13 protein-coding genes and 1 pseudogene are annotated in these 11,652 nt (G+C 61.4%); 5 read left to right on the top strand and 9 right to left on the bottom strand.

The genetic code is table 11. The features are described from left to right. Positions 1-124: 124 nt before the first annotated feature. Positions 125-1,084 carry a nucleoside-specific channel-forming protein Tsx gene (locus ACVHNU_RS06405; protein ID WP_103522526.1) on the top strand — a complete coding sequence of 320 codons (960 nt, stop codon included), beginning with the start codon at positions 125-127 and terminating at the stop codon, positions 1,082-1,084. Positions 1,085-1,099: 15 nt separating this feature from the next. After that, positions 1,100-2,122, top strand: a complete 1,023-nt coding sequence (locus ACVHNU_RS06400; protein WP_473019238.1) for a purine-nucleoside phosphorylase — start codon at positions 1,100-1,102, stop codon at positions 2,120-2,122. 122 nt (positions 2,123-2,244) lie between these two features. Here ACVHNU_RS06400 and ACVHNU_RS06395 read toward each other — a convergent pair whose 3' ends face one another. The 3 genes from ACVHNU_RS06395 to ACVHNU_RS06385 all read right to left on the bottom strand — a co-directional run bounded on the left by ACVHNU_RS06395 (position 2,245) and on the right by ACVHNU_RS06385 (position 4,384). Continuing rightward, a complete protein-coding gene (locus tag ACVHNU_RS06395) occupies positions 2,245-3,201 on the bottom strand; it encodes a quinone oxidoreductase family protein (protein ID WP_103486134.1) in 957 nt (318 codons plus the stop codon). Positions 3,202-3,232: 31 nt separating this feature from the next. Continuing rightward, on the bottom strand, positions 3,233-3,406 hold the full coding sequence (locus tag ACVHNU_RS06390; protein WP_103486135.1) for a DUF1427 family protein: 174 nt from the start codon (positions 3,404-3,406) through the stop codon (positions 3,233-3,235). Positions 3,407-3,616: 210 nt separating this feature from the next. After that, entirely contained in the window at positions 3,617-4,384 is a 768-nt protein-coding gene (locus ACVHNU_RS06385) for an AraC family transcriptional regulator (protein WP_177434677.1), read from the bottom strand. Positions 4,385-4,530: 146 nt separating this feature from the next. Between ACVHNU_RS06385 and ACVHNU_RS06380 the strand changes: the two genes are divergently transcribed. Beyond that, on the top strand, positions 4,531-4,758 hold the full coding sequence (locus ACVHNU_RS06380; RefSeq protein WP_003223528.1) for a DUF6555 family protein: 228 nt from the start codon (positions 4,531-4,533) through the stop codon (positions 4,756-4,758). Between the two features lie 40 nt (positions 4,759-4,798). Continuing rightward, the gene (locus ACVHNU_RS06375) at positions 4,799-5,071 is read left to right on the top strand and encodes a hypothetical protein (protein WP_003223526.1); all 273 of its coding nucleotides are present in this window, start codon (positions 4,799-4,801) and stop codon (positions 5,069-5,071) included. A 22-nt stretch (positions 5,072-5,093) separates the two neighbouring features. Here ACVHNU_RS06375 and ACVHNU_RS06370 read toward each other — a convergent pair whose 3' ends face one another. From ACVHNU_RS06370 to ACVHNU_RS06360, 3 genes are all read right to left on the bottom strand, one after another. Then, complete coding sequence (locus tag ACVHNU_RS06370; RefSeq protein ID WP_003223525.1) at positions 5,094-5,261, bottom strand: metallothionein; 168 nt, start codon at positions 5,259-5,261, stop codon at positions 5,094-5,096. Between the two features lie 978 nt (positions 5,262-6,239). Next, positions 6,240-6,695 carry a DMT family transporter gene (locus tag ACVHNU_RS06365; protein ID WP_003223524.1) on the bottom strand — a complete coding sequence of 152 codons (456 nt, stop codon included), beginning with the start codon at positions 6,693-6,695 and terminating at the stop codon, positions 6,240-6,242. 2 nt (positions 6,696-6,697) lie between these two features. Then, positions 6,698-7,183: a DMT family transporter gene (locus ACVHNU_RS06360; RefSeq protein WP_045122729.1), complete on the bottom strand. Its 486-nt coding sequence runs from the start codon at positions 7,181-7,183 to the stop codon at positions 6,698-6,700. A 113-nt stretch (positions 7,184-7,296) separates the two neighbouring features. Here ACVHNU_RS06360 and ACVHNU_RS06355 point away from each other — a divergent pair, with 113 nt between their 5' ends. Beyond that, a complete protein-coding gene (locus ACVHNU_RS06355; RefSeq protein ID WP_473019237.1) occupies positions 7,297-8,232 on the top strand; it encodes a LysR family transcriptional regulator in 936 nt (311 codons plus the stop codon). Positions 8,233-8,356: 124 nt separating this feature from the next. Here the strand turns inward: ACVHNU_RS06355 and ACVHNU_RS06350 are convergent, their stop codons facing one another. The 3 genes and pseudogenes from ACVHNU_RS06350 to ACVHNU_RS06340 all read right to left on the bottom strand — a co-directional run bounded on the left by ACVHNU_RS06350 (position 8,357) and on the right by ACVHNU_RS06340 (position 11,553). After that, entirely contained in the window at positions 8,357-9,112 is a 756-nt protein-coding gene (locus ACVHNU_RS06350) for a methyl-accepting chemotaxis protein (protein ID WP_371917818.1), read from the bottom strand. 102 nt (positions 9,113-9,214) lie between these two features. Continuing rightward, positions 9,215-10,039: pseudogene (locus ACVHNU_RS06345) on the bottom strand (cache domain-containing protein); the annotation flags it as partial. A gap of 194 nt (positions 10,040-10,233) precedes the next feature. After that, positions 10,234-11,553, bottom strand: a complete 1,320-nt coding sequence (locus tag ACVHNU_RS06340; protein ID WP_003223519.1) for a Na+/H+ antiporter family protein — start codon at positions 11,551-11,553, stop codon at positions 10,234-10,236. Positions 11,554-11,652: the final 99 nt, after the last annotated feature.

The following is an 11,652-nucleotide window of genomic DNA, read 5'->3' as shown; positions in this document are numbered from 1 at the left end:
GGGTATATCTGGAAAACTGGTACGCCTTGTGCAAACGTTTGCGACCTGCCTGTAACGGCTTTTTCGTAACAAAAACGTACAGACCCGCAGAAACCGGGCCTCGATCCGCAAAAAAGGACTTTGAATGCACGCCGCTTCCCTTCTCCGCGCCCCATTTGCGCGCACGTTCGCTGTTTCCCTGCTACTGACCGGCGTTACCGGAGTTCTCAGCCATTCCGCACTGGCGCAACCGGTCCTGCCCGAAGAGTCCGCTCAGGGCGAAGCCCTCAGCCCGGAAGCTGCCCCGCCGAAAAAAGGCGCTTATCTGTCGGACTGGTACAACCAGGACCTGACGCTGATCGGCAGCAAGGACATCAGTTTCGGGCCGCAGCCGGCCGACGATATCTATCTGGAATACGAATACTTCGGGCGCAAGGGGCCGTTCGAGCTGTACGGCTACATAGACATTCCGAAGATCTTCAACATCGGCAACAGCCACGACAAAGGTGTGTGGGATCACGGCTCACCAGTGTTCATGGAACACGAGCCGCGCATCTCCATCGACTACCTCGCCGGCCGCAGCCTGGCCATCGGCCCGTTCAAGGAATGGTACGTGGCGTTCGACTGGATCTACGATCACGGCAGCCGCAAGGAGAACCGCGCCAACACGCTGTACAGCGGCTTCGGCACCGACATCGACACCCATTCGCGGGTCAACCTGTCGGCCAACCTGTACGGGCGCTACCAGTGGGAAAACTATGGCGCGAGCAATGAGTATTCGTGGGACGGCTACCGCGCGCAGCTCAAGTACATCGTGCCCATCGACAAATTCAGCAACGGCGCGTCGCTGACCTACATCGGTTTCACCAACTTCGATTTCGGCTCGGACATTCACAAGGACAATCCGGCGCGCACCGCCAATGCCACGGTGGCGACCAACGTGTTGCTGTACTCATTCACCCACTTGCGCTTCACCCTGGTCGGCCGTTATTTCCACAACGGCGGCAACTGGGAAGACGGCAGCGAGCTGAACTTCGGCGACGGCAATTTCCGCGCGCGCTCCAACGGTTGGGGTTACTACGCCGGCATTGGCTACCAGTTCTGAATCAAGGAGATTTTCATGCACGCAATGACGCGTCTGACCCTGGCCGCTGCGGCCCTGCTCTCTTCCACTGCTTGGGCGGCTGAAGCGCCGATCCAGCCGAAAGTGGTGCTGATCACCATGTTCGCCCCCGAGGCGCAGAACTGGATCGAGCGCCTCGACCTGAAACAGGAAATCCGCGTGCCGGGGCTGTCCGCCGAGTACCCGAGCATTCGCTGCAACAGCCAGCAGGTGTGCCTGCTGACCACCGGCATGGGCCAGACCAACGCCGCGGCTTCGACCCTGGCCCTGGCGCTGTCGCCGAAATTCGACCTGCGCAAAAGCTGGTTCCTGATCGCCGGGATCGCCGGGATCAGCCCGAAACACGGGACCATCGGCACCGCGGCGTGGGCGCATTATCTGGTGGAATTCGGTACGCAATGGGAGCTGGATTCGCGCGATGCGCCGTCGAGCTGGCCGACCGGTTACCTCGGCATCAACACCAAAGGCCCGAACGAAAAACCGCCGTTGGACTACAAGACCGAAGTCTTCGAACTCAACCCGAAACTACAGGCCAAAGCCTTCGCCCTGAGCCACAAGGTCGAGCTGAGCGAGAGCAAGGAATCAGCGGCCTGGCGCCTGAAATACCCGTCCGCCCCGGCCAACCAGCCGCCGGTCGTTACGCGCTGCGACACGCTGGCGGGCAACACCTGGTTCTCCGGTACACGCCTGAGCGAACGCGCCGAGGTCTGGACCAAACTGCTGACTGACAACAAGGGCGAGTACTGCACCACGCAACAGGAAGACAACTCCACCTATGAAGCCCTGCTCCGCGCCAGTCGCGAAGGTCTGGTGGATGTGCAGCGTCTGGCCGTGATACGCGCCGGCTCCGACTTTGATCGCCCGGCTCCGGGCGGCAGTGAAGTGGACAACCTGCTGAAATACGCCGATCAGGGCGGCTTCGTGCCGGCGCTGGAAAACCTCTATCGCGCCGGCAATCCGCTGGTGCAGGACATCCTGAAAAACTGGTCGGCGTGGGAAAACGGCGTCCCGCAATCCTGAAACCTGCGCAGCAAAAAATGTGGGAGCGGGCTTGCTCGCGAAGGCGTCTTACCAGTCAACAAATCCGGTGACTGACAGACCGCTTTCGCGAGCAAGCCCGCTCCCACAGTTGTTTTGCGGTGTTAGGGGATAAGGATAATCTTGTCGCCACCGCCCTGATTCACCTCCGCATAGCGCTGCAACCCCTCCGCCAGCGGCACCTCCACCAGGCCTTGTGGCAACGGCAGCCGATCCTCATCGAAGAAGCGTCCGAACTGCTCGAGCATCGCCGCACAGGCTTGCACGCTGTACAGCAGCGAGTTGATCCCGACCACCGAACCACCCTTGCGGTACAGCGCCAGCGCTGGCAATTGCACATGGCCGTCGATCGGTGCGGCAATGATCGCAATGCGCCCGAACGGTGCCAATGCCGCTACCGAGGCCGGCAGCCAGAAACCAGTGGTATCGAAGATCACGTCGGCGCCGCCGCTGTATACCGCGTTGACCTGCGCGCCGAGGTCTTCGGGTTTATCCAGCTGAATCGTCGAATAACCCTGCGCCTGCAACTCCTTGACTTGCTCCGGCCGCCGAGCGGCCGCCAGAATCTGCGCTCCCCGCACCTTGGCCAGCGCCAACGCCGCCGTGGCCACCGCACCGCCGCCGATCACCAGCAAACGTGTTTCGCCAGTCACCAGGCTGCGCTCCAGCGCATCCCACGCCGTGGTGTACGGCACGCCGAGGCTGGCAGCCTGGGCGAAACTCAGATGCGCCGGTTTGGCTGCCACTCCGGTGGCCGGCAGTTTGACGAACTGGGCATGGGAGCCATCGGCAAAAAAGCCCAGGTCGCGCCCGGTGCCCCAGACCTCTTTACCGATCAACGCTTGCGGCCCTTGCACCACTACGCCTGCGAAATCACGACCGGGAATCCGCGGCAATGTGGTGTACGGAAAACGCCCGAGCACGTTCTTCACATCGCTGGGGTTCAGGCCGGCGGCCTTGATCTCGACCAGCACTTCATCAGCGCCAGGCACCGGGGTCGGCACGTCAACGAAACGCAAGGAAGACAGGTCGCCGGTTTTATCGAATTGCAGTGCTTTCATGAGGACATCCACCAAAGGAAAAAAGGACAGTTCAGGACAACCAACCGGCGACCAGTTGCCGGCCCATCGGCCACAACTGCTCACCCGCGAGCATGCCCAGCAGCCCCACCAGCGCAATGGCCGGTGGCGCCGGGGAACGGAAATTCAGCGCGCCATAGAGCAGGCCGACACCCAGACCGATGGCCAGCGAAATCAGGTAGTTCATGGGGACACTCCGCCGCGAAAAGACAATGGGCAGAGTCTAGGGAAGGATGGACAGAGGCGTCGGCCAAGGACTTCTGAATTTCGGCCAAATCCGTGAATTCACTGCTGTCCCCTGTGGGAGCGGGCTTGCTCGCGAAGGCGGAGGGTCAGTCTCTTATTCTTCACAGACATACCGCTTTCGCGAGCAAGCCCGCTCCCACAAGAGTTGCGCTCAGGTGGTGGGAAATTGCGAAGGCGCCACGCCCAGCTCGCGCCGGAACATGTCACTGAAACTGCTTGGCGAATACCCCAGCTCCCGAGCAATCGCACTCACCGGCACGCCCTGAATCAACTCGGCCACCGCCGTCGCCAGTTGCACCTGCCGCCGCCATTCGGCGAAGCCCATGCCCAGGCTGTCCTTGAACAACCGCGCCAGCGTGCGCACACTCGCCCCGGCATTTTCCGCATGCTGTTCGAAAGGAATGTCCAGCGACGGTGCGGCCATCACCGCCTGGCACAGGTTCATCAGACGCCGGTCGGAATCGTCCGGCAGCGGGATCTTCAGTTGCGAGCGCCGGGCGCGCTTGAGTTCCAGTAGCGCGAGCCCGACCAAGGCCTCGTAATAGGCAGGCTCGCCGCTGTCGCCCTGCTCCACCAGCCCGACGATCAACTCACGCAACAGCCCACCAACCTCGATCACCTGCACGGTCGAATCCAGCGTCGCCGCCAGCACCGGTCGCAGATAAATGTTGCGCATCTGCAAGTCCGACACCACACGAATCCCATGCGGCACCCCGGGCGGCAACCACACCGCCCGCTGCGGCGGCACCACCAGCGCCTCATGCGGCGTCTCGACCCACATCACCCCGCTCATCGCATACAGCAACTGCCCCCAGACATGCTCGTGCGGCTCGATGAACAAGCCACGCGGATACGTGCGCGCCAGCGGCTGCACCGGGACATCGGTATCACTCAAATCAGGGGGGGCGGCGAGGGCCATGGCGAGCAATCATTGGGGGTTGGCGGAGCGGCCATGTTAACCACTGCGCCCATGCGTCGCCAACGATAGATACCGTCGGACAATCCGAGTGAATTTTCCCGGTGCGCGGTGATCCTTCTAATACCACAGGGAGGATTACGGGCTTTATGAACAACGCAAAACTGTTTGTCATCGACTACACCCTTCACGGCACGCCCAAGTCGTTCATTATCCGTTCGGACAAAATGGACAACGCCGAGGCGTGGCACTGGGCAAGCTGCGACGCCGGCGTGGGTCGCATCCCGCGCTTCGGCCGGGAAAAGGTACAAAAGACCAGCAAACCGATGGCGGAGAAATTCGGCGTGGAAAACGTCACATGGCGACCGGCGAGCTAGACTCTCGCCAGGCAATGGGGACTCTTTGGGGGCGTACACAATGACCAGCATCTTCAGCCCGGCGCATCTGGATTACGGTCTGGACACTCTGTTCGGTCGTATCACCAAAAGCGTGGACTGTCAGGTGGGTCTTGAGGCTGTCGAAGACGATCCGTATAGCTTCGCCCTGCGCGTGCCGGCGCCGTTACCGGAAGATCTCGACCAGGCGAAAACCGTGGTGGTCAGGGTCGACGGTCGACGACTGCAAGGCACGGTACGCCGTACCGAACGGCTGGATGATGAAAGCCTGAAACTGCAAGTGGAGCCTGATTAGGCTCCACTTTTTTTGCGCGCGATTATTTGGGGTGGGCGCAATGGCAGCCTTTGCTTGAACACTCTTCACCGCCCTTGTGGTGGTGCGCGCAGGCCTCGCAGCAATAGTGTTTGCCGTGTACGGCGTAAGAGTGGTCGCCTTCTTTGATGGTGCATTTGCAGTTGGGGCAGTCGCATTTTCTATCGGGCATGGGGGCAGACTCCTTTTTTGGTGGTTGACTGGGCTTTTGGGATAAGCCGTAAATACCAGTGTAGGAGCTGACGAAGGCTGCGATCTTTTGATTTTGCCTGGGTGCGATTTGGATACTTGGTTTTTGGGTGTATATCCGTTTTTTCGGGTGCTGCGGCTGGCGGTTTCGCTCTTACAGCGAGTCACCTTTTCCAAACGCCGAAAAGGTAACCCAAAAGGCTTTGCCCCGGCGTACGGCACTTCGCTGAGGCTCAGTGTTCCCTCGCTACGGTGTCCATCCGTGGGCATCGCCTCCGGTTTGCTTCGCTGCACCTCCTCTCGATGTATGCGGCTTCGCCGCATGGCGCTGCGCGCCTAACCCCCGGATGAACACCTCCGCTCGGCCTGCCGAAGGGGCAGAAGATCAAAAGCCACATCAAAAGCCAAAGCCAAAGCCAAAGCTGATCAAAAGATCACAGCCTTCGGCAGTTCCTACATGGGATTGGGTGTTTTCATTTGGAGTTTGGTCGGCTGACAGGCCGCCTTCGCGAGCAAGCCCGCTCCCACAGTGGGGCCGGGTGCATCCGCAAGAGATTGGTCGGCTGTCAGGCCGCCATCGCCAGCAGGCTGGCTCCTACAATTCAGAGAGCGTACCCCCCCATGCGGCGCAGCCGCCCCACTCAACACAATGAGCGTTAGCTCGAGTACCGCTTTTGATCTCAGGGCCCCGTCGGCAGGCTGAGTGGAGGGATTGATCCGGGGGTGGGAGCGCAGCGACCGTTTGGCGCAGCCAAACACAGCGAGAGGAGGTGCAGCGAAGCAAACCGTAGGCGCTGCCCCCCGGATGAATCCCGGAGCGAAGGAACCCGAGCCCAGGCGAGGGCCGAACGTCAGGGCACAGACCTTTTGGTTACTTTTGGGGCGTTTGCCAAAAGTGACCCGCCGTAAGGGCGGAACCCTAATCAGCCTTCACCAAAAAAAACGGATATACACCCAAAACTCAATCAGAACCGCGAACACTACTCCGATACATAAAGACCAAAGCCAACCCCAGACAAACCATCGCCAACACCCGAGAAGACGAAAGCTCGATCGCCGGATTCCCCAACCAGCCAAAATTATCAATCAACATCCCCATCCCAAGTTGACCAACAATCACCGCAACAGTCGCCACCGCCGTCCCGACAACAGGCACCGCGCCGACCATGACCATCATGTAAACCACCCCAAACAGCGCCCCGCAGACCTGCCACTTCGGCACATCGAGCAAACTCACCGCATGGGCCGGCTCAAAAAACACAATCAACAACCCGGTGATCACCGCCCCGACGAAAAACGTCAGCAAACTGCTGCGCAACACCCCGACGCTTTCACCGAGGCGTCCATTGATCGCCGCCTGGACACTCAACACCGCGCCCGCCAACACCACCACTGCCAACAAAATAACCAGACTCATCTTCAACCCCGCGCAATCAGAACCAATGCCACCACAATCAACCCCAATGCCAGCCACCGCTCGGCATTGACCTTCTTGCGCGTCGCGCCGAACCAGCCGAAATGGTCGATCAGCACACTCTTGCCGACCTGCCCGGACAAAATCGCGATCATCGTCATGGCAATCCCGATATGCGGCGTCGCCAGGGTCAGCACCACCACATAGATCGGCCCGAGGAGTCCGCCGATCAACTGCCAGCGCGGCAGGTCAGTCAGCGCCGGGCCTTTCTGCGGGCCGGCGAACAACAGCAGCAAAAACAGAATCGCCGAACCCACGCCGAAGATGCTCAAAGTCGCCCACAGATGCCCGACCTGCTCCCCCAACGGCCCCAGCAACCCGGCCTCCATCGACAGGCCCATGCCGGCCAGAATCACCAGCGGCAGCAACAACAGGCGCAACCCCGGCCGGGTCGCCGGCGCCGCCACACTCACTTCTTCCAACGTCTGCATCATCCAAAACCCACGCAAGTAAACGATGGCGCGGATTATCGGCTGGCGCCGCTGTGCGATAAATGGGAGCATCCAGACAACACTTTTGCGCAACTCGCACAGCAGGACGATTCATGCACGGGCTTAACGAACTGGGCTTCAAGGCACTCAGGCTGTTTGTGGCGGTGCTCGATCACGGCAGTTTTTCCGAAGTCGCCCGGCGCGAGGGCGTGGCGCCCTCTTCGATCTCGCGGCAGATCCAGTTGATGGAGCAGGCGCTGAACCAGCAACTGCTCTACCGCCACACCCGCGCCGTGACGCCGACCGAGGCCGGGCGCATGCTCGGCCACCATGCGCGGCTGGTGCTGGTGCAACTGGAAGAAGCCGAGCAGGCGTTGCAGGAACAGCAAAGCGAACCCACCGGGCTGGTGCGGATCAACGCGCCGGTGGTGTTCGGCCAACGCCATCTGACGCCGTGGCTCGGTCAGTTGTGCGCGCGCTATCCGAAGCTGCAACTGGACATCCAGCAGACCGACCATTACGTCGATCCGTTGCAGGAAGGCGCCGACCTGCTGTTTCGCATCGGTCCGATGCACGACTCGAGCATGCAGGCGCGGATTCTCGCGCCGCACCGTTTCCAGGTCGCGGCCAGCCCGGCTTATCTGAAGCGCCACGGCACACCGCAACACCCGGAGGATCTGGCGCAGCACCAATGCCTGGCCTACAAAGGCGCGACCGGTCAGCAACGCTGGTTTTTCCGGCGGGATCAGGGCGACTGGACGCCCTACTCGGTCAAAGGCCCGATCACCGGCAACCACGCCGACACCCTCACCCAAGCGGCCGAGCAAGGCCTCGGGTTGGTGATGTTTCCGTCATGGCTGATTGGTGAAGCGGTGCGCGAAGGCAGGCTGGTGCCGGTGCTGGGGGACTATCAGGTGTCGAACAGCCTCGAACCGCAGCAGATCGCAGTGCTGTGGCCGGGGAGTCGGAGATTGTCGGTGAAGGTGCGTACAGTTATCGACTTCTTTATCGAATGTTTCGGCGAAGTCCCCTACTGGGACCGACCATGAGCCTTGCACAAAACCCAATGTGGGAGCGGGCTTGCTCGCGAAGGCGTCGTGTCAGTCAACGATTCTGTATCTGACACGACGCCTTCGCGAGCAAGCCCGCTCCCACAAAGTTTTTGCAGCAACCTTAAATACGGAACTGGCCCACCAGTTTGCCCAATCGCTGGCCAAGTTCGGCCAGGCTGCGCGAAGTCTGCGCGCCCAACTGGGTCTCATCCGCCACGCTGTCCACCGCCACCGCGATCTGATGCACGCTGCGGTTGATCTCTTCGGCCACCGCGGTTTGTTCCTCGGCTGCGCTGGCGATCTGCGCGTTCATCGAGTTGATGGTCGCGATCAGGTCAGCCATCGCGTCCAGCGACGCCCCGGCCTGATTGGCCTGCGCCGAGGTGCCATCGCCCGCTTCACTGGAACGGCGCATCGCCTCGACCGCCGACTGCGTGCCGGCCTGCAGGCGATCGATCATGCCCTGAATTTCCTGGGTGCTGATCTGCGTGCGGCTGGCCAGTGCCCGCACTTCGTCCGCCACCACCGCAAAACCGCGCCCGGCCTCCCCGGCGCGTGCGGCTTCAATCGCCGCGTTCAGCGCCAAGAGGTTGGTCTGCTCGGCAATCGAGCGGATCACCCCGAGCACGCCGACAATCGACGACACGTCCTGCTGCAGGCTGTCGAGCGACACGCCGCTGCTGCGAATGTCATCCACCAGCGCATGAATCTGTTTGATGCTGCCAGCCACCACGCGTTTGGCGCTCTGGCCTTCTTCATCGGTCTGCTGCGCGGCAACCGCGGCGTTCTGCGCGCTCTTGGCAACTTCCTGGGCAGCGGCGGACATCTCGTTGATCGCCGTGGCAACCTGATCGGTCTCGTGGCGCTGACGCTCCATCGCCTGATCGGAACGCTGAGCCTGATCGGAAACCTGGGTCACCAGGCCGGTCAGTTGCGTGGTCATCTCGGTGATCTGCCGCACCAGACCGTGGATCTTGTCGACGAAACGGTTGAACGAGCCAGCCAGTTCGCCGAGTTCGTCCTGGCTGGTGATGTTCAGCCGACGGGTCAGATCGCCCTCGCCCGCCGCGATGTCGTCGAGGTTGGCTTTCATCAGGTTCAGCGGGCGCAGAATGGTGTTGGCCAGCAGCATCCCGGCGATGGCAATCACCAACAGCACCACCAGCGCCACACCAACGATGCTGAGGATCACCCCTTCCATGCGCTCCTGCACTTGCGCCTGCACCACCGCGACTTGCGCTTCGATGCCGTCGAGGTTGACCGAGGTACCGACCGCCATGTCCCATTTCGCCAGGTACTCGGTGTAACCGAGTTTCGGCACCAGCACGTTGGCATTGCCCGGCAGTGGCGAGCTGTATTGCAGATAGTGGGTGCCGTCCTTCGCCACTTTCACCAGGCCGAGGTTGACGTAGACGCCGTTCGGGTCACGGTTGTCCTTGAAACTTTTGCCCACGCCTTCGGGATCGTTGGCCTTGAACAGGCGCACGGTCTCGGAGTCGTAGCCGAAGAAGTAGCCGTCCTTGCCGTAGCGGATGCCCGACAGCAGCTTGATCGCCTGCGCCCGCGCCGCGTTGTCACCGGGGGCGGCAGCGTCGTACAGCGGCTTGATCGTGGTCATCGCCACGGCGACGTAACTTTGCAGCGTGGCCTTGGCGTCGGCGAGCAAGCGCTCGCGGGTCTGTTCGACTTCGGTGTGCGCCTGTTGCTGGAGAATGAACAGCGTGGTCAGGCTGATGACCAGCGCAAAGAGCAGCACCGGCAGGACGGCAAGGGACAGGACTTTGGCCTTGAGACTCAAGCGCATGGGGGGGGCTCACTCTTTTGGTTTTATTGGCGTGGTTAAAGGCGTTAACGGCACGCAATAGCAAAAGTTGAGCGGGGGATTCACCGCATTCCCCTGTGGGAGCGGGCTTGCTCGCGAAGGCGTCGTGTCAGTCAACATTTATGTTTCTGATACACCGCCTTCGCGAGCAAGCCCGCTCCCACAGGTTTCAGCGTTTACAACACCATCGCGGCCACCCAGCCAAACGCCAGCAGCGGCAGGTTGTAGTGCAGGAAGGTCGGGACCACGGTGTCCCAGATGTGGTGATGCTGGCCATCGACGTTCAGCCCGGAGGTCGGGCCCAGTGTCGAGTCCGAGGCCGGCGAGCCGGTGTCGCCCAGCGCCCCGGCGGTGCCGACGATGCACACGATGGCCATCGGGCTGAAGCCCAGCTGCACGCACAGCGGCACAAAAATCGCTGCCAGAATCGGCACCGTGGAGAACGACGAGCCGATACCGATGGTCACCATCAGGCCCACCAGCAGCATCAACAGCGCGCCGATCGCCTGACTGTGATCGATCCACGCCGCCGCACTTTCGACCAGCGAGCGCACTTCGCCGGTAGCCTTGAGCACTTCGGCGAAACCCGAGGCGGAGATCATGATGAAGCCGATCATCGCCATCATTTTCATGCCTTCGGTGAACAGGTCATCGGTCTCGCGCCACTTGACGATGCCCGAGGCCGAGAAGATCAGGAACCCGGCCAGTGCGCCGATAATCATCGAATCCAGCAGCAACTGAATGATGAACGCGGCGGCAATCGCCAGACCGGCAATGCCAATGGTCTTCGGGTTGTAGGCGACGCTGACTTGCTCGACCTGCTCGATCTTCTCCAGATCGTAAACGCGCTTTTTCCGATAGCTGAAAAACACCGCCATCAACAGGCCGAAGACCATGCCCAGGGCCGGAATCGCCATGGCGTGCATGACGTTGATCTGGCTGATATCGACCCCGGCCTTGCTGACGTTGGCCAGCAGGATCTGGTTGAGGAAGATGTTGCCGAAACCCACCGGGAACACCATGTACGGGGTGATCAGGCCGAAGGTCATGACACAGGCAATCAACCGGCGATCCAGCTGCAACTTGGTCAGTACATAGAGCAGCGGCGGCACCAGCAGCGGGATGAACGCAATGTGGATCGGCAGGATGTTCTGCGAGGCAATCGCCACCACCCACAGCAGGCCGATCAGCAGCCACTTGACGCTGCCGCCGCCGGTCGAGTGTTGGCGATCGACCATCGCCAGGGCCTTGTCGGCCAGCGCATGGGCCAGTCCGGACTTGGCAATCGCCACGGCGAAAGCGCCGAGCAACGCGTAGGACAACGCCACCGTCGCCCCGCCACCCAGGCCGCTGTTGAACGCCTTGAGCGTGGCGTCGATGCCCAGACCACCGGTCAGGCCACCGACCAGCGCACCGACGATCAGGGCGATCACCACGTGCACGCGGGACAGGCTGAGGATCAGCATGACGCCGACCGCAGCAATCACTGCATTCATTTCACTACCTCAAAAACACTGCGATGAAATCATCACCGCCAGACAGGATGAGTCCGCCAACGCTTGACCGGCGGATTTGCAAAGAGGGTCTTATTAGAA

It is taken from the genome of Pseudomonas sp. Ors-4-3C (assembly GCF_055755035.1).
This window is presented reverse-complemented; position numbering and strand designations above follow the sequence as displayed.

Excerpts from the sequence above, each read along its gene's own strand:
- ACVHNU_RS06365 (WP_003223524.1), bottom strand. The coding sequence starts at position 6,695 with ATGAGTCTGGTTATTTTGTTGGCAGTGGTGGTGTTGGCGGGCGCGGTG.
- ACVHNU_RS06390 (WP_103486135.1), bottom strand. The coding sequence starts at position 3,406 with ATGAACTACCTGATTTCGCTGGCCATCGGTCTGGGTGTCGGCCTGCTC.
- ACVHNU_RS06400 (WP_473019238.1), top strand. The coding sequence starts at position 1,100 with ATGCACGCAATGACGCGTCTGACCCTGGCCGCTGCGGCCCTGCTCTCT.
- ACVHNU_RS06385 (WP_177434677.1), bottom strand. The coding sequence starts at position 4,384 with ATGGCCCTCGCCGCCCCCCCTGATTTGAGTGATACCGATGTCCCGGTG.
- ACVHNU_RS06355 (WP_473019237.1), top strand. The coding sequence starts at position 7,297 with ATGCACGGGCTTAACGAACTGGGCTTCAAGGCACTCAGGCTGTTTGTG.
- ACVHNU_RS06375 (WP_003223526.1), top strand. The coding sequence starts at position 4,799 with ATGACCAGCATCTTCAGCCCGGCGCATCTGGATTACGGTCTGGACACT.
- ACVHNU_RS06405 (WP_103522526.1), top strand. The coding sequence starts at position 125 with ATGCACGCCGCTTCCCTTCTCCGCGCCCCATTTGCGCGCACGTTCGCT.
- ACVHNU_RS06350 (WP_371917818.1), bottom strand. The coding sequence starts at position 9,112 with ATGGAGCGTCAGCGCCACGAGACCGATCAGGTTGCCACGGCGATCAAC.
- ACVHNU_RS06395 (WP_103486134.1), bottom strand. The coding sequence starts at position 3,201 with ATGAAAGCACTGCAATTCGATAAAACCGGCGACCTGTCTTCCTTGCGT.
- ACVHNU_RS06380 (WP_003223528.1), top strand. The coding sequence starts at position 4,531 with ATGAACAACGCAAAACTGTTTGTCATCGACTACACCCTTCACGGCACG.
- ACVHNU_RS06340 (WP_003223519.1), bottom strand. The coding sequence starts at position 11,553 with ATGAATGCAGTGATTGCTGCGGTCGGCGTCATGCTGATCCTCAGCCTG.
- ACVHNU_RS06360 (WP_045122729.1), bottom strand. The coding sequence starts at position 7,183 with ATGCAGACGTTGGAAGAAGTGAGTGTGGCGGCGCCGGCGACCCGGCCG.
- ACVHNU_RS06370 (WP_003223525.1), bottom strand. The coding sequence starts at position 5,261 with ATGCCCGATAGAAAATGCGACTGCCCCAACTGCAAATGCACCATCAAA.